The following is a 15,939-nucleotide window of genomic DNA, read 5'->3' as shown; positions in this document are numbered from 1 at the left end:
ATACTGCTTGGGTTTTTAAGAAACCCTAAACTTGGCTCAGCAATCTCAAATGACTATGTGATTTCTCGCATGGTCACTTGTGATGCTGATAATCTTTGTGACTATCAGTCCATACTCACAAGCACCCACACGAATTGCTTGATTCAATTTGTTAAAGAGCGGTTGGTTAAGAGCTTTTCGTCTCAACCGAGGCGCGCATTCTACGCTTTCCTCATTTACTGTCAAGCGTTTATTTTGAAGTTTTTTTACTACTGCTTTCTTTCGAAAGCGTTTAACTTCAACAACTTACCGCTTGCCCCGAAGCGTTCATCGCTGCGAGGAGGCGAATAATACGCGCTTTGAAATCAGAGTCAACACCTTGAGCTGAAAAAACTTTCCAATCGCGGTTTACCCCGCCCGCAACTAATTAAGGCGCAACCGATCTGTAGATAAACACACCACGGAGCGTGGCAATCATGAGCGATGCGCAAAGCGAGAAAACGCCTGGCCTGTCGGCGGATGAAGAGCAGGAAGTAAGCCATAACCAGCCGCCACGGGCAGCGGTGCTGCACGAAATCATTCGCGCCCAAGGCGACCAGGAACTGGAACGCACCCTCGCAGCACTGTGGTGGTCGGCGTTGGCTGCAGGGTTGTCCATGGGGCTTTCGCTCATGGCCATGGGGTTGTTCTATGCCCGCCTGCCAGAAGGCGACAGCGCCCAGGTAATCGCAAGCATCGGCTACAGTGCGGGCTTCCTTGCGGTAATCCTCGCCCGCCAGCAACTGTTCACCGAGAACACGCTGACCGCGGTGCTGCCGGTGATGACCACGCCCACGCTGGCCAACCTCGGCCGCCTGCTGCGCCTATGGAGCGTAGTACTGCTCGGCAACCTGGCGGGCACCTTGCTGGTGGCCTGGGTCATGCTGGAGCTGCCGATCTTCGACAGCAAGACCGACGTGGCCTTCCTCGAGGTCGGCCGCAAGGTAATGAAGAACGACATCAGCCAGATGTTCGCCAAAGGCATCGTCTCGGGCTGGATGATCGCAACCATGGTCTGGATGATTCCGTCGATGGAGCACGCCAAGATCTGGATCATCCTGATGATCACGTACTTCATGGCCTTGGGCGACTTCACCCATATCGTCGTCGGCTCGGTCGAGGTGTCCTACCTGGTCTGGGCCGGTGAAGAGACCTGGCGCAGCTTCTTGATGGAGTTCGCCCTGCCGACCTTGGCCGGCAACATCATTGGTGGCAGCTTCATCTTTGCGCTGATCAGCCATGCGCAGGTACGCAGTGACAGCGGCAAGCCGCCTTCGCGGCTGCTGGACGACCAGGCGCCGCCCTCCCCGCGTCGGCAAGAGGCGGGGAAATGACCCTTAGCGCACCGCCACTGCACGCTCGGCCGTCCGCCTGCGCTCTTGCGCAGGCCTTGGTTGCCACCAATTCTGCCCGGCATGGGGCGAGTCCAGGCTGACCCGCTCGCCCATTTGCGGCGTGCTTAGCCGCACCTGCGCTTGCGCACTCAGCGCCAGAATGCGCTCGAACGGCTCCTGCCAGCCATGGATGGACAAGTCGAACGTGCCGTTGTGAATCGGCAGCAACCAGCGCCCGCGCAGGTCCAGGTGTGCCTGCAGGCTCTGTTCTGGCTGCATGTGCACGTTCGGCCACGCGACGTTATAGGCCCCGGTTTCGATCAGGGTCAGGTCGAAAGGCCCGAAGCGCTCGCCAACTTGCCTGAAGCCATCGAAGTACCCGGTATCACCGCTGAAGAACACCTTCAGCTGTTCATCAATGATCACCCACGACGCCCACAAGGTCTGATTGCTGTCGAACAGACCACGCCCAGAAAAATGCTGCGCCGGGGTCGCGACGAAACGCACGCCGTCGACCTCGGTCTCCTGCCACCAATCCAGCTGACGTACCTTGTCAGGCGCAACGCCCCATTCGATCAACCGGTCACCCACGCCAAGCGGGGCCAGGAAAAGCCCGGTACGCGGAGCAAGCCGACGAATCGCCTGCTCGTCCAGGTGGTCGAAGTGATCATGGGACAGAATTACCGCAGCCAACGGCGGCAACTCGTCCAGCCCAAGTGGTGGGGCATGAAAACGTTGCGGCCCTGCCCATTGCACCGGGGAGGCGCGCTTGGCGAATACCGGGTCGGTGATGAAGAAGCGACCCCGCAGCTTGAGCAATATCGTGGAATGGCCCAAGCGCCAGAGGCTGTGATCAGGTGCGTCGAGCACCTGCTGCCGGGTCATGGGCTGCACGGCGATGGGGTTGGCAGGGCGGGTTTCGGGGGGTTTGCGCAAGAACAGGTACTTGAGGCCAATGCGCAGCTTCTTCATCACGCCGTCCTGCGGCAGGCGTGCCTGGTTGTGGAACCGTCCGTCCCAGTGTGGCGCCGGCTCACCGGCAGCGTTAGCGGTGGGGACCATGAGCAGCAGCACTCCGAGCAACAGGAAAGCCTTCATATTACCCCACAGTGATCGCATCAACCGTGAATTGGCTTGTAAGGTCATTTTTCATAGATGAAACACTGTTCAACAATATTCACGCGAGTTATGCGATAAACGGCGCCTTGGCAGAAGAATGATAACCATGATGGACAAACGCAGCGGCAAGGGACTTACTTTCGTCAAGCGCATCTACCTGCCGCGCATCATCGGTATGGGCATCGGTCTGTTCAGTGTAATGGCAGCGGTGGCGCCGCTGTCGCCGCCCATGTGGGCCTGGCTGCTGTTACTGTTCAATGGCCTTTTCTGGCCACATGCCGCCTACCTCTGGGCAATCCGCTCGGCAACGCCTTACCAGGCAGAGCAACGCAACTTGCTGCTGGACTCGCTGATGGGCGGCTTCTGGACTGCCACCATGCAGTTCAACCCACTGCCCAGCGTCACCGTTCTGTCGATGATGACCATGAACAACGTCGCCGCAGGTGGCAAGCGCCTGCTCGTACGCGGTGTACTGGCACAGCTCGCCGGTATGCTCGGGGCCACGCTGGTGTTCGGCCCCGGTCTACAACTCAATGCCACACCACTGCAGGTTTACGCGTGCCTGCCAATGTTGACGCTCTACCCCTTGGCCCTTGGCTGGGTCTGCTACCAACTGGCAATCAAGCTGGCCGAGCACAAACGCCGCCTCAGTGCGCTGAGCCTTACCGACAGCTTGACCGGCTTGCTCAACCACGGGGCCTGGAAAGACCTGTTGCAGGTCAGGTTCCAGACCTGCCAGCAACAACAGCTGCATGCGGTGATCGCCCTCATCGACATCGACCACTTCAAGACCATCAACGACACCTTTGGCCACGTGGTCGGCGATTGCGTACTACGCCAGATGAGCGAAGAGCTCAAACGCAACCTGCGTGATGTCGACCAGGCCGGGCGCTATGGCGGCGACGAATTCTGCGTGATCCTGCCAGACACTCACGAGGCGCAGGCCTGCCAGGCCATGGAGCGCTTGCGCGAGCGGGTGGCGAACTATCGCAATCCGCAGCTGCCGCATTTGCGCATCAGCCTCAGCATTGGCTTGTCCGCGTTTCATGCAGACCTTGAATCGCCCGAGCACTGGCTCGAACAGGCTGACAAGGCGTTATACACCGCCAAGCACGCTGGTCGTGACCAGGTCAATTTCGCGCAAAGCGAGGCCGCCGGGCTCAGGCTGGCCTATCCTGACTGAACCTCCTTCCTGATTGCCCTGCGGGAGGCTGCAGTTCTTGAAGGAGTCGCTCGCGCATGGCCAGGAACGCCGACCTTCCACCCACCCTTGCCACCCCACATTTCCAAGTCCGCCGCTTGATTGCAGGCTTTTGCGCGGTTTTCGCCTTGGCCTGCCTGGTCACGTTGGGCGCTTTGCTCAATATTGCTGCCACCCTCGATCGCCAGGAGCAGCAACGCAGCGCCTTCCATGCCACCCAGGCCCTCGAACAACGGCTGCTCGCCTCACGCCAGTTTCTGTCCAGCTATGCCGTGTGGGATGCGGCCTTCGAGCACCTGGCCGGCAAGGCCGACTGGCAATGGGCCTATGAGGAGAAGAACGTCGGCGAATCGCTGTACAGCGCCAATGGCTATGAAGGTATATTCGTGGTGGACGACCAGCGCACCACCTACGCCCTGTTCAAAGGCAAGCCCAGCGTGGCGCAAGCCAGTACCTATATAGAAGCGCCCCTGCAACCGATCATCAGCCAAGCGCGGGCGGCTGCCAGCGCTCGCGAACAAATTACCCGGTTCGTGCTGTTCAACGGCTGGCCTGCAGTGCTCAGCGCGGCCGCCGTACGCCCCGACAAAGACGTGTCGGCCAGCGAAGTGAGCCAGGCGCCCGTCATGCTGTTCGTCGACCAGTTGACCGAGGACAAGCTCGCACGCCTGGGCACCGGTGCGGGCCTGGCGGGTATGCATATCGAGAAACACGGCACAGGTGAGCATGGCCATCAGCGCATCGAGCTGGGCGATACCGGCTACCACCTGGCCTGGACCAGCCCGCTGCCGGGGCAGCAACTGCTGTGGGCGATGTTGCCTGCGCTGCTCTGCGCCTTGTTGATCCTGGGCCTGGTGATGCTCTACCTGTTCCGCCATGCCCTGCGCAGCTCCCGCGCCATCGACCTCAGCCTCAAGCGCCTGCAACAGAGCAACCAGGCCCTGGAGGCCAGCGAGCAGCGTTTTCGCGCCGTGGCCGAAGCCGCTTCCGACTGGATCTGGGAAACCGACCGGCAACTACGCCTGACCTATCTTTCCCAACGTTTCGTCAGCGTCACCGGCTACCCGGTTGACGACTGGCTGGGCCAGCCGGTCAACCAGCTGCTGGCCTGCGATACCACGCCGCTGTCGCCTTGGCTCGACGCATTGGCCGCCGCCGACCCCCAGCAGTTGGCAAACCTGCGCTGCACCTACCGTGACCACAACGGGCAGAACCGCTACTGCCGCATCTCGGCGCGAGCGATCTGGTACGACGGCAAGCCTACCGGCTTTCGCGGTACCGCCAGCGACATCACGGACGAGGTCGACGCCCATGCGCGCATCCAGCACCTCTCGCTGCACGACCCACTGACCGGGCTGGCCAACCGCAACAAACTCGCCCGGCATCTCGAACAGGTACTGCTGCGCGGCAGCGACTCGCCGCCACTCACTTTACTGCTGCTGGACCTGGACAACTTCAAGCCGATCAACGATTCCCTCGGCCACGCCGCCGGTGACGCCGTGCTGCAAGAGGTGGCGACACGCCTGCGCGACACCACCCGCGATGTCGACCTGGTCGCACGCCTGGGGGGTGACGAGTTCATCCTGGTTCTGACTGGCATGGAGAACCGCAGCGAGGTCGATCGCTTCTGCGCACGCCTGATCAGCCTGTTGCAGCAACCTATCGTGTTTGACAACCAGCCTCTGCACATTGGCGCCAGCATCGGCGTCGCGCAAAGCCGCACCCTGGGCTTCGATGCCGGCGAGCTGATCCGCTGCGCCGATATCGCGCTGTACCAGGCCAAGGCAGATGGCAAGAGCACCTGGCGCTATTTCGCCGCCGAAATGAACCAGCAGATCCAGTACCGCCGCCAACTGGAAAACGATTTGCGCCGTGCCCTGCAGAACCAGGAGTTCGAGCTGCACTACCAACCGCGCTATCGCCTGGGCGACCTGCGCATCGTCGCGGTCGAAGCCCTGCTGCGCTGGCAGCACCCGCACGAAGGGCTGCTGGGGCCAGACACCTTCATCCCGCTGGCCGAGCAGAGCGACATCATTGTTGCGCTGGGCCGTTGGGTGCTGCGCGAAGCCTGCCGCACGGCCCACGACTGGCCGGCAGACCTGGTGATTTCGGTGAACCTGTCGCCCGCCCAGTTCTTGCGCAGCGATGTGGTGGCCGATGTGCGCGACATCCTGCTGGAAACCGCGCTACCCGCCCAGCGCCTGGAGCTGGAGATCACCGAGAACGTGATGCTCAACGACATCGAAGGCGCACTCAGCACCATGCTGTCACTCAAGGAGCTTGGCGTGCGCCTGAACATGGACGACTTTGGCACCGGTTACTCGTCGCTGGGCTATCTGCGCACCTACCCGTTCGACAGCATAAAGATCGACAAACGCTTCATCGCCGGCCTGAACAACACCAGTGGCAATGATCGCGCTGTGGTCCAGGCGATCATCAACCTGGGCGAAGCCATGGGGCTGACGGTGACCGCCGAGGGCGTGGAGAGTGAACAACAGCTCAGGACGCTGGAGAAGGATCGCTGCCATGAAGTGCAGGGTTACTTCCTGAGCCGACCTTTGACGAAAGAAAGCCTTGAGGCGCTGCTGCGACAGGCACCCGAAGGCTCGGCACACCATCTGTTGTAGGAACAACCTATTCGCGGTGCACGGATGTTCCTACACAGGGGCCATCAGCGTTTATTGCGTTCGGCCACAATCTCCGGCAAATCGCTGCGCCGCAAGTAGGTACGCAAGGGCTCGCCGATGTTCAGGCGGTCGTCCACATGCTGCTCCAGCAACAGTGCCAGGCGCGACCGGCACAAGGCCATGCGCGGCCCTTGCTCGGGTCGCCAGACGAATTCGTTGCAGGGGGTGATACTGTCGTCGGCCACGTCCATGCCGAACGCGTCCTCGGAAAAACGCACGATATGAACGCCGCGCTTGCCATGAAAGCCGACGAAACCGTTGAGCTGCTCTGCGGCGTTGCAGATGTCCTGGGAAGTGATGGCCATGACGTAACCTCGCAATGAAAGGAAGTGACGCACGCCGGGCTGCAAACGGTCGCCTCTGCCGGGCGACTCGCAAAGGCCAGCCTAACGCAAGTGGTAGAGCATTCGCCAAGGTTTTTCATCATCCTGCCAAAGGCCCGCTAGAATGGTCCTGAACCCCCTTCGTCGCCAACACTGGGACTGTTAATGACCGACGCCATCCATGCCGACATTGCCACGATCGGCCGCATTAATGCTGTGCCCGCCATCCTCCAGGTGATCTGCGAAACAACGGGCATGCGCTTCGCCGCCGTGGCCCGGGTAACCGATAGCAACTGGACGGCATGTGCCGTGCTCGACACCCTGGGTTTTGGCCTGACCGCGGGCGGTGAACTCGATGTCGCCACCACGCTGTGCCACGAAATCCGCAGCACGCACCAGACCATCGTGATCGACAAGGCCAGCGAAGACGAGCAGTACTGCCGGCACCACACGCCTCAGCTCTATCGCTTCGAAAGCTACATTTCAGTGCCGGTGTTCCGGACCGATGGCCGCTTCTTCGGCACCATCTGCGCCCTCGACCCTTTACCCGCAGCGCTTAAAGGCAGTGCCATCCAGCCGATGATGGAATCCTTCGCCCGGCTGCTGGCCATCCAGATCGAAAGCGAGGAAGGCGCCCAGCGCACCGAACAGGCCCTGCGCAAGGAGCGGGCCATGGCCGAAGTGCGCGAACAGTTCATTGCCGTGCTCGGCCATGACCTGCGCAACCCGCTGTTCGCCATCACCGCCGGTGCCGAGCTGCTCACCCAGCGCCTGCAGGACGACCAGCAGCGCACTATCGCCCAGCACATCCTCACTTGCGGCCGGCGTGCCTCGCAGCTGGTGCGCGATGTGCTGGACTTTGCCCGCGGCCGCCTCGGTGCCGGCATCCCCTTGAACCTGCAGGCTTGCCCTGACCTTGCCGAAGGCCTGCGGCATGTCGCCTCGGAACTGCAACAGGTGCATCCGCAGCGGCGGATCGTGCTGGACATCGGCGACATCGGCGGGCTGTACTGTGATCGCGAACGGGTCACCCAACTGCTCTCGAACCTGATCGCCAATGCCCTGACCCACGGCGACCCGCAAGGGCCGGTAGCGGTCAAGGCGGCCCTCCAGGCCGGTGAGTTCGTGCTGAGCGTGCACAACCACGGCGCCCCCATCGCCGTGCAGACCCTGGCGCAATTGTTCCAACCCTTCTCCCGCCCGCTGTCACAGGTACCGCAGCAAGGCCTTGGGCTCGGGCTGTACATCGCCAACCAGATCGCGCTGGCACATGGTGGGCGCATGGAGGTGCTCTCCAACGAACACAACGGTACCTTGTTCAGCTTCCGTCTGCCGCTGGGTCAACCTGGGGCGCCAGCAGCACCGCCAGCCAGTACATGAAGGCCTGCACCCGCGTGGCACGTGCCAGGGCGATCACTGTTGACCCCGATCTTCATGCACTTGCACGCTGGCGGTCATGCCAGCACTGAGGTTCACCCCTTGCGGGATCTGGTCGAGGCGGATCCGTACCGGTATCCGCTGCGCCAACCGCACCCAGTTGAAGGTCGGTTCGACTTCCGGCAGCAGCTGGCTGTCGGGGTTGCTGTTGCGGTCGGTAATACCGCGGCTGATGCTCTGCACATGCCCTTGCATCGCCTCGCCCGCCCCCATCAGCCACACCTTCACCCGGTCACCCACACGGATGCGCGGTAGCTTGGTTTCTTCGAAGTAAGCCTGGATATAGAAAGTCGAGTCATCCACCAGGGCCATGACCGACTCACCGGTGTTCACGTAGTTGCCCTGGGCCAAGCGCAGGTTGGTGATGTGCCCGCTGCGCGGCGCGCGCACTTCACTGCGCGCCAGGTTGATTTTGGCCACCTGCAATTGCGCTTGGGCCTCATGCAGTTCGCCACGGGCGATGGCGGCATTGATCTGGGCGTTTTCCCGCAGCTCGGCACTGATCGCCTCCGGCCCCAAGGCAGTACGCCGCGCCGCTTCGCGCTCGCGTAGGCGCAGTTGCTGCGCGCGGGTCTCGGTCACGGCGCTGGCCTGGTCGAATGCTGCCTGAAAGCGCTCGCTGTCGATGCTCATGAGCAGATCACCCGCGTTCACCTGCTGGTTGTCATGCACCTTCAGCTCGCGCACCCAGCCGGACACGTCCGGCGCGATCACCACCACGTCGGCGCGCACACGCGCATCGCGGGTCCAGGGGGTGAGCATGTAGTACTGCCACAGCTGGTAGCCTGCCAACAGGGCCAGGGCCACCACACACAGTGTCACCAAGGTACGTACGACGGTACGCATCGAATCACTCCTTACTTGAACCCTGACAAAAACCCTTATGCAGCGCCCAGCACGCGCACTACCAGGTACAACACGCACACAAACAATGCCGCGTCGAACAGTGCTTCATGCCAGATCCAGCGGCCCAACGGCGTGGCCTGTACCAACAAGCGCAGCAGCCCGGTGCACACCAGCGCCAGCAGTACATAAACCAGAAACGGGCTCAACAGCACGCCGCCCAGCGCCCATTCACGCAACCCCATGCACGTCCTCCTGCCAGCGGCACCACTTGCCCCAGCTCTTCTGCAACTGCAGTACCGCGCCTTCGGCCAGGCGCAGCGGATCGCTCGCAGGCAGCCGGCGCAACGCTTCGATGAATTGCGCGCTGGCGTTGTCCAGTCGCTGCCCGCGCCCAGGCGCAGGCCCTTTGGCCAGCACGGCCTCTACCTGTTGCAGGTACTCGCGTTCGGCCCGGCCCAACGGCGCCTGGGCGACCGCCAGGCACATGCGCAGGTGCACCAGTTCGTCGCCGATGTCCAGGCCATGCAGGCCATCGTCCCAGCGCTTGCGCTCGCTTTCAGGCAACTCGCTGGCATGCCGCGCCAGCTGCATGAGGCGGTCGGCCATACGCCCGCCAAACCAGCTGTCGGCGCCACGCAGTTCGCGCCGGGTCAGGCGCACCAGGTCGTGCTGGGTCGCTGCCCGCAGGCGCCGGCCAAGCCACGCCGGGTGGCGAAACACCAGCAAACGGAACGCCATGACCGCCGCAGACACACCCACCAGCATGGCCAACGCACTGTTGAGCATGCTGGCCACGCCAAATTGCATGGCATTGAGCGGCGACACCAGGACAATGAAGTGCAGGCAATAAGAGGTGGCGGTAGCGCCGGTACGCGGGTGGGCCATGCCCAGCGCGCCCAGAAACAGCGGCACGCCCATGCCCAGGCAGAGCATGGCGAAGCTGCTCCATTGGGGCAGCAGAATTTGCCCGACCAAGAATGCCGCCGGGATCGCCAAAAAGATGCCACGCAAGAAACTGAGGCCGATCTGGGCGCCGTTTTCGCGGCTGGCGAACAGGCTGCAGACCACACAGGTCAATATCAGCCCACCCGGCGCCGATGGCCAGGCTGTTGCCAGCCAGAAACCACTCATCACCAGAAACGCCAACGCGCTGCGTGAACCGAACAACAGGGCCAGCGACCAATCGCGGTGCGCGGCCAGGCCCTGGGGCACATCCTTGGGCGCCCTGCCCGCTTCGACGTCGTCCAGCGCCTGGGTCGCGGCCATGGCGTAATCCAGCAACAGCGCCATGCGTGCCAGGCAGTAATGTTCTGCAGAGCTGATCTGCTCGTCATGGGCGGCATCCCAGATGCGCTGACGCAACAGCAACAGGCTCGGTTGATCGGGGTTGCCCAACTGCGCGCGCAACGCTTCCAACCAGGGCGCCAGGTGCCGAGTTTCCTGCTCATCAAGCTGGCGCCACTGCCGGCGCACCGCGCGGGAGATACGCAGCAGTACCATCAGCTTCTGGCTCAGGCCACGGATGGCGCGGGCGCGCTGGCGCCCGCGGTTGCCTTCGAACCAGGCATGTTCGCGCTGGCTGTCGATGGCAACGATACGCCCCAGGCTTTCCAGCAACCCTTTGCGCGCGTCATCTTCGCCGCCGAGCATGGCGCTGGCTGCCTGCAGGCCATTGTGCCAAGCCTGCCGGGCCTGCCCGCTCAATTGCTGTTCCACGCGCATGGGCCAGATGAGGGCACTGGTGGCGGTGGCGCAAAAAATCCCCAGGCAGATCTCGGTGCAGCGGGCCACAGCCTGATCGAACACCTGCAACGGGTGGTCGATCGCCGGCAAGGCGATGATCGCTGCGGTGTAGCCGGCCAGCACGAAGGCGTAAGCCCAGGCACTGCGCATCTGGGTCGAAGCCGCCGTGCACAGGGCCAGCCACAGCGCCAGGGTGATCAAAAACAGGCCTGGGGTCTGGGCGAACAGGCCGATGAACAGCACCGACATGAAGGTGCCGACCAAGGTGCCGGCCAGACGTGCAAGGCCCTTTTGCACCACCATGCCCGACAGCGGCTGGGCCACGATAAAGGCGGTCATCAGTGCCCATGAAGGCTGCTCCAGCCCCCAACGCATCGCCAGCCATAGCGCCAGGCCACCGCCAAGTACGGTCTTGATGGCGAACTTCAGGGCGAGGCTGCTGGGTGCGAACAGGGCCTGGAGAGTGATGGGCACGAGGCGGACCTTGCGGGGATGGTCAGGTAAACGATAGACAATGAAGAGAAGGATAATGCGCAAACGATTAATTAGCTAGCTAATCATCTTTTAGGGACTGTGCTGCGTGGCATTTTCCAGGCAAAAAAAAATGGGCGACCGAAGTCGCCCTAAATGCCTTGCGTGCTCGTGAACCCAGAAGGTCAGCGCGGCTTGCGCTTGTTCGAGTCCTTCCAGATGAAAATGCCCAGACCGGCAAAGAACGCGACCATCAACCCGACCGTTACCACACCTGCGATAACCACGTTGTCGAAGAACATGTCGGCCTCCCTCTTCGTTTGCCGTTGTCCGATGGATGCAAGGTAACGAATGTGGGGGCACAGAAAATTGATCGGGGTCAATGGTGCCCGAGACCGGGCACGCGAGGCGGGCGCAGGTTTGACCTGCGTCAAGTTTCAGCGCTTCTTGGGCTTGCCCTTGGGTTTCTTTTTCTTGGCTGCGCTCAAGGGCATGGCCTGCTCGAAGGCCTGGCGCACTTCGTTGAGGCGCTTTTCCTTGAGGTCGTGGACGCGCTTGGCACGTTCGGCATCGAAATCGATGAGGTTGTCTTGGCTCATGGGTGGGCTCGACGATCAACAGAGGCTTGCATGATGAAGCCAGGCGCGGACGCTGACCAGCCCCGCGTCAGACTTCGATGTCGACCAGCAGCCCCTGACGCGGGCGCTCGCCCATCAGCGGTGCCACCGGTACGGTATTGTCGGCGTTGACCTCATCGCCGGGTAGCGCGCTGTAACGCTCGCCGTCGTTTTTTTGTCGACGCTGCTGTTGCCGTCGTTGTTCATCACGCAGCAGCAAGGCCTGCTCTTGCGGGTCGCGCTGCTGCTTGAGGTCGATCGCGCTTTCACCGGACGAAGGCTGCGTGGGAACCACCGGCTTGATGTCGGGGGTTGGCTTGACCGGGTCCTGTTGCGAGGTTACCGGTGCTGCACTGAGCGGAATGATCGGCGGCAACATGGAAAGTCTCCTATTACCCCTGTATCGGCGGCTGGTCACCTACCTTGAATACAGACAACGCTTACTCGGTTTCGTCGTCAGGGTCGTCGTCACTCGGCGGGCTGGCCTCACTCCAGGGCCGCTTGTAGACCTGTTGCCAGACCGCGTCCATGTGGTCGCGCAGTACCTGCGGCGCGGCCTTGAGCGAGGCACTGTCCTCGCGTACTCCGCCTATCGGGTCTTCGCCGGCGGGCGTGATCAGCGACTCCCCGGTAATGGTGTAGCTGGCCTGCCCTTCGCGCATCTCGATGGCGATATCGTGCGGGTCGATCCCCCCGCCGCAGAAGGCATGGCTAGCTACCGTCAGTTCGGCGACCCCGTCCTTGTTCAGGTCACTGACATCGCTGACATCGGTATAGAAGTCGACATCCAGGTCCAAGCCTGGGCAGGTGGTTTCCTGTTCGACCTGCCAGCGTGCCTTGAACGCATCGCGTTCTGCCGTGCGCCCATACAGCGTGGCCTTGAGCACCACCTTGTCGACTTCCTGCTGGTTTTCGGCGTCGGTGGCCTGGCCATCGGTGCGGCTGAGCACCAACAGGCCTTCACCCTCGCGGTCACGAAAATGCACGCTCTTGATCGGCGTCTGCACGCCCAGCGCCTCAAGCTGCTCGGGCGCAATGGCCGGCAAGGTCTCGAAGTTTTTTTGCTCGCACGCAGCCAGCAGCACGAGGCTGCCCACGGCCAGGGAAGCGTTCAACCAGCGGTGCTTGGCGGACATGTCGGTGCGCAGCCCTCGTCGGCAAGACGGTGTTGGTCGATGAAACGGCTAGACTGTTGGTCTTTGGCACCCATCGGTGCACTTCAACACTTTGGTCTGACCGGCCGATCCGTTAACATAGCCGGCTTTTCATCGCGGGAGTTCAGGCAGTATGGCGCAGCAGTATCAACCGGGGCAACGCTGGATCAGCGACAGCGAAGCAGAGCTCGGCCTGGGTACCATCCTGGCGCAGGATGGCCGCCTGTTGACCGTGCTCTACCCGGCCACTGGCGACACCCGCCAGTATTCCCTGCGCAATGCGCCGCTGACCCGCGTGCGCTTCTCGCCAGGTGACCTGATCACCCACTTCGACGGCTGGAAGCTGACCGTGCGCGAGGTCGACGATGTCGACGGCCTGCTGGTCTACCATGGCCTGGACGCGCAAAACCAGCCGCGCACCCTGCCAGAAACCCAGCTGTCGAACTTTATTCAGTTCCGCCTGGCCAGCGACCGCCTGTTCGCCGGCCAGATCGACCCGCTGTCGTGGTTCAGCCTGCGTTACAACACCCTGCATCACACCAGCAAACAGATGCAATCGTCGCTCTGGGGCCTGGGTGGCTGCCGTGCGCAACCGATCGCTCACCAGTTGCACATCGCCCGCGAAGTCGCAGACCGCAGCGCGCCACGGGTTCTGCTGGCGGACGAAGTCGGCCTGGGCAAGACCATCGAGGCCGGCTTGGTCATCCATCGCCAGCTGCTGTCCGGGCGTGCCAGCCGCGTACTGATCCTGGTCCCGGAAAACCTCCAGCACCAATGGCTGGTGGAAATGCGCCGGCGCTTCAACCTGCAAGTGGCGCTGTTCGACGCCGAACGCTTCATCGAGAGCGACGCCAGCAACCCGTTCGAAGACGCCCAGCTCGCGTTGGTCGCCCTGGAATGGCTGGTCGACGACGAGAAGGCCCAGGATGCGCTGTTTGCTGCGGGCTGGGACCTGATGGTGGTCGATGAAGCCCATCACCTGGTCTGGCATGAAGACCAGGTCAGCGCGGAGTACGGCTTGGTCGAGCAACTGGCACAGGTCATCCCTGGCGTGTTGCTGCTCACCGCCACCCCCGAACAACTTGGCCAGGACAGCCACTTCGCCCGGCTGCGTCTGCTCGACCCCAACCGCTTCCATGACCTGGCGGCCTTCCGCGCCGAGAGCGAGCACTATCGCCCGGTGGCCGAAGCCGTGCAGGAGCTGCTGGATGAAGGCCGTCTTTCGCCCAAGGCCCACGCCACCATCCATGGCTTCCTCGGCGCCGAAGGCGAAGCCTTGCTGGCGGCGGTCAACGATGGTGATACCCAGGCCAGCGCGCGCCTGATCCGCGAGTTGCTCGACCGCCACGGCACTGGCCGCGTGCTATTCCGTAACACCCGTGCTGCGGTCCAGGGTTTCCCCGAGCGCCAGCTGCATGCCTACCCGGTGGCAATGCCCGAGCAGTACCGCGACCTGCCGCCTGGCGAAAAGGCCGAGCTCTACCCGGAAGTCGCCTTCCAGGCACACGGCGACACCACTGACGACGAGCGCTGGTGGCGTTTCGACCCTCGGGTCGACTGGCTGATCGATACCCTCAAGATGCTCAAGCGCACCAAGGTGCTGGTCATCTGCGCCCATGCCGAAACCGCCATGGACCTGGAAGACGCTCTGCGCGTGCGCTCCGGCATCCCCGCTTCGGTCTTCCATGAAGGCATGAGCATTCTGGAGCGTGACCGCGCCGCCGCCTATTTCGCGGACGAGGAATTCGGCGCCCAGGTGCTGATCTGTTCCGAGATCGGCAGTGAAGGCCGCAACTTCCAGTTCTCTCATCACCTGGTAATGTTCGACCTGCCGGCCCACCCTGACCTGCTCGAACAGCGTATCGGCCGTCTCGACCGGATCGGCCAGAAGCACACCATCCAGCTGCACGTGCCCTACCTGCAGGACAGCCCGCAACAGCGCCTGTTCCAGTGGTACCACGAAGCGCTCAACGCCTTCCTCAACACCTGCCCGACCGGCAATGCCCTGCAGCATCAGTTCGGCCCGCGCCTGCTGCCGCTTCTTGAAAGCGGTGACAGCAAAGCCTGGGATGCCCTGATGGCCGATGCCCGCAACGAGCGCGAGCGCCTGGAGGCCGAGCTGCACAGCGGCCGCGACCGGCTGCTGGAGCTCAACTCGGGCGGGGCCGGCGAAGGCCAGGCACTGGTGGAGGCGATTCTCGAACAGGACGACCAGTTCGCCCTGCCGATCTACATGGAGACCCTGTTCGACGCGTTCGGCATCGACAGCGAAGACCATTCGGAAAACGCCCTGATCCTCAAGCCAAGTGAGAAGATGCTCGACGCCAGTTTCCCGCTGGGTGACGACGAAGGCGTGACCATCACCTACGACCGTACCCAGGCATTGTCCCGCGAAGACATGCAGTTCCTGACCTGGGAGCACCCGATGGTTCAGGGTGGCATGGACTTGGTGCTGTCCGGCTCGATGGGCAATACCGCTGTCGCGCTGATCAAGAACAAGGCCCTCAAGCCTGGCACCGTGCTGCTCGAACTGCTGTTCGTCAGCGAGGTGGTGGCGCCACGCAGCCTGCAACTTGGTCGCTACCTGCCCCCGGCAGCCCTGCGATGCCTGCTCGACACCAATGGCAACGACCTGGCGTCGCGCGTGGCCTTCGAAACGCTCAACGACCAACTCGAAAGCGTTCCGCGCGCCAGCGCCAACAAGTTCATCCAGGCCCAGCGGGATGTACTGGCCCAGCGCATCAGTGGCGGTGAGGCCAAGATCATGCCGACCCACGTCGAGCGTGTGGCCGAAGCCCAGCGCCGCCTGGCTGCCGAAGCGGACGAAGAACTGGCCCGCCTGACCGCGCTCAAGGCGGTCAACCCGAGCGTACGCGACAGCGAAATCGACGCTTTGCGCAAGCAGCGTGAAGAAGGCCTGGCGATGCTGGACAAAGCTGCCTTGCGCTTGGAAGCCATTCGCGTGCTGGTGGCTGGCTGACTATACGAG

General features: G+C 62.7%; 15 protein-coding genes. 6 read left to right on the top strand and 9 right to left on the bottom strand.

What is annotated here, in order from left to right; all coding sequences use genetic code 11:
* Together HU766_RS26200 and HU766_RS11875 are read left to right on the top strand one after the other, a co-directional pair.
* On the top strand, positions 1 to 330 hold a 330-nt coding region (locus HU766_RS26200; RefSeq protein WP_238338605.1), incomplete at its 5' end, for a hypothetical protein.
* 125 nt (positions 331 to 455) lie between these two features.
* On the top strand, positions 456 to 1,352 hold the full coding sequence (locus HU766_RS11875) for a formate/nitrite transporter family protein (RefSeq protein WP_186656884.1): 897 nt from the start codon (positions 456 to 458) through the stop codon (positions 1,350 to 1,352).
* A 3-nt stretch (positions 1,353 to 1,355) separates the two neighbouring features.
* On the opposite strand, the gene HU766_RS11870 is transcribed toward HU766_RS11875, so the two are convergent.
* Positions 1,356 to 2,450: an MBL fold metallo-hydrolase gene (locus HU766_RS11870; RefSeq protein WP_186656882.1), complete on the bottom strand. Its 1,095-nt coding sequence runs from the start codon at positions 2,448 to 2,450 to the stop codon at positions 1,356 to 1,358.
* A 130-nt stretch (positions 2,451 to 2,580) separates the two neighbouring features.
* On the opposite strand from HU766_RS11870, the gene HU766_RS11865 reads away from it, so the two are divergent.
* Together HU766_RS11865 and HU766_RS11860 are read left to right on the top strand one after the other, a co-directional pair.
* Complete coding sequence (locus HU766_RS11865) at positions 2,581 to 3,654, top strand: diguanylate cyclase (protein WP_186656913.1); 1,074 nt, start codon at positions 2,581 to 2,583, stop codon at positions 3,652 to 3,654.
* A 56-nt stretch (positions 3,655 to 3,710) separates the two neighbouring features.
* On the top strand, positions 3,711 to 6,299 hold the full coding sequence (locus HU766_RS11860) for an EAL domain-containing protein (RefSeq protein WP_186656880.1): 2,589 nt from the start codon (positions 3,711 to 3,713) through the stop codon (positions 6,297 to 6,299).
* A gap of 44 nt (positions 6,300 to 6,343) precedes the next feature.
* Here HU766_RS11860 and HU766_RS11855 read toward each other — a convergent pair whose 3' ends face one another.
* Positions 6,344 to 6,664 carry a DUF2025 family protein gene (locus HU766_RS11855; protein ID WP_033702613.1) on the bottom strand — a complete coding sequence of 107 codons (321 nt, stop codon included), beginning with the start codon at positions 6,662 to 6,664 and terminating at the stop codon, positions 6,344 to 6,346.
* A 183-nt stretch (positions 6,665 to 6,847) separates the two neighbouring features.
* On the opposite strand from HU766_RS11855, the gene HU766_RS11850 reads away from it, so the two are divergent.
* A complete protein-coding gene (locus HU766_RS11850; protein ID WP_033702614.1) occupies positions 6,848 to 8,062 on the top strand; it encodes a GAF domain-containing sensor histidine kinase in 1,215 nt (404 codons plus the stop codon).
* Positions 8,063 to 8,095: 33 nt separating this feature from the next.
* Here HU766_RS11850 and HU766_RS11845 read toward each other — a convergent pair whose 3' ends face one another.
* The 7 genes from HU766_RS11845 to HU766_RS11820 form a co-directional block, all read right to left on the bottom strand.
* Positions 8,096 to 8,965, bottom strand: a complete 870-nt coding sequence (locus tag HU766_RS11845) for an HlyD family secretion protein (RefSeq protein ID WP_186656876.1) — start codon at positions 8,963 to 8,965, stop codon at positions 8,096 to 8,098.
* A 35-nt stretch (positions 8,966 to 9,000) separates the two neighbouring features.
* A complete protein-coding gene (locus tag HU766_RS11840) occupies positions 9,001 to 9,207 on the bottom strand; it encodes a DUF1656 domain-containing protein (protein WP_047583681.1) in 207 nt (68 codons plus the stop codon).
* On the bottom strand, positions 9,194 to 11,182 hold the full coding sequence (locus HU766_RS11835) for an FUSC family protein (RefSeq protein ID WP_186656873.1): 1,989 nt from the start codon (positions 11,180 to 11,182) through the stop codon (positions 9,194 to 9,196). Before HU766_RS11835 ends, HU766_RS11840 begins: the two co-directional genes overlap by 14 nt.
* A gap of 182 nt (positions 11,183 to 11,364) precedes the next feature.
* Positions 11,365 to 11,481: a cytochrome c oxidase subunit CcoM gene (gene ccoM / locus HU766_RS26505; protein WP_003254862.1), complete on the bottom strand. Its 117-nt coding sequence runs from the start codon at positions 11,479 to 11,481 to the stop codon at positions 11,365 to 11,367.
* Positions 11,482 to 11,616: 135 nt separating this feature from the next.
* Positions 11,617 to 11,778, bottom strand: a complete 162-nt coding sequence (locus tag HU766_RS11830) for a hypothetical protein (protein WP_077068735.1) — start codon at positions 11,776 to 11,778, stop codon at positions 11,617 to 11,619.
* A gap of 67 nt (positions 11,779 to 11,845) precedes the next feature.
* Positions 11,846 to 12,175, bottom strand: a complete 330-nt coding sequence (locus HU766_RS11825) for a hypothetical protein (RefSeq protein ID WP_033702619.1) — start codon at positions 12,173 to 12,175, stop codon at positions 11,846 to 11,848.
* Positions 12,176 to 12,236: 61 nt separating this feature from the next.
* Positions 12,237 to 12,932: a hypothetical protein gene (locus tag HU766_RS11820; RefSeq protein ID WP_186656871.1), complete on the bottom strand. Its 696-nt coding sequence runs from the start codon at positions 12,930 to 12,932 to the stop codon at positions 12,237 to 12,239.
* Between the two features lie 151 nt (positions 12,933 to 13,083).
* On the opposite strand from HU766_RS11820, the gene rapA reads away from it, so the two are divergent.
* Complete coding sequence (gene rapA / locus HU766_RS11815; RefSeq protein ID WP_186656868.1) at positions 13,084 to 15,930, top strand: RNA polymerase-associated protein RapA; 2,847 nt, start codon at positions 13,084 to 13,086, stop codon at positions 15,928 to 15,930.
* The last annotated feature ends 9 nt before the right edge of the window (positions 15,931 to 15,939 follow it).

This window comes from Pseudomonas sp. SWRI77 (genome assembly GCF_014269105.1).
Taxonomy (GTDB): domain Bacteria; phylum Pseudomonadota; class Gammaproteobacteria; order Pseudomonadales; family Pseudomonadaceae; genus Aquipseudomonas; species Aquipseudomonas capeferrum.
Note: the sequence above shows the minus strand (reverse complement) of the source record. Positions and strands in the feature narration are given on the sequence as shown.

Coding starts and splice junctions, on each gene's coding strand:
- HU766_RS11875 (WP_186656884.1), top strand. CDS start 456: ATGAGCGATGCGCAAAGCGAGAAAACGCCTGGCCTGTCGGCGGATGAA.
- HU766_RS11870 (WP_186656882.1), bottom strand. CDS start 2,450: ATGAAGGCTTTCCTGTTGCTCGGAGTGCTGCTGCTCATGGTCCCCACC.
- HU766_RS11865 (WP_186656913.1), top strand. CDS start 2,581: ATGGACAAACGCAGCGGCAAGGGACTTACTTTCGTCAAGCGCATCTAC.
- HU766_RS11860 (WP_186656880.1), top strand. CDS start 3,711: ATGGCCAGGAACGCCGACCTTCCACCCACCCTTGCCACCCCACATTTC.
- HU766_RS11855 (WP_033702613.1), bottom strand. CDS start 6,664: ATGGCCATCACTTCCCAGGACATCTGCAACGCCGCAGAGCAGCTCAAC.
- HU766_RS11850 (WP_033702614.1), top strand. CDS start 6,848: ATGACCGACGCCATCCATGCCGACATTGCCACGATCGGCCGCATTAAT.
- HU766_RS11845 (WP_186656876.1), bottom strand. CDS start 8,965: ATGCGTACCGTCGTACGTACCTTGGTGACACTGTGTGTGGTGGCCCTG.
- HU766_RS11840 (WP_047583681.1), bottom strand. CDS start 9,207: ATGGGGTTGCGTGAATGGGCGCTGGGCGGCGTGCTGTTGAGCCCGTTT.
- ccoM (WP_003254862.1), bottom strand. CDS start 11,481: ATGTTCTTCGACAACGTGGTTATCGCAGGTGTGGTAACGGTCGGGTTG.
- HU766_RS11830 (WP_077068735.1), bottom strand. CDS start 11,778: ATGAGCCAAGACAACCTCATCGATTTCGATGCCGAACGTGCCAAGCGC.
- HU766_RS11825 (WP_033702619.1), bottom strand. CDS start 12,175: ATGTTGCCGCCGATCATTCCGCTCAGTGCAGCACCGGTAACCTCGCAA.
- HU766_RS11820 (WP_186656871.1), bottom strand. CDS start 12,932: ATGTCCGCCAAGCACCGCTGGTTGAACGCTTCCCTGGCCGTGGGCAGC.
- rapA (WP_186656868.1), top strand. CDS start 13,084: ATGGCGCAGCAGTATCAACCGGGGCAACGCTGGATCAGCGACAGCGAA.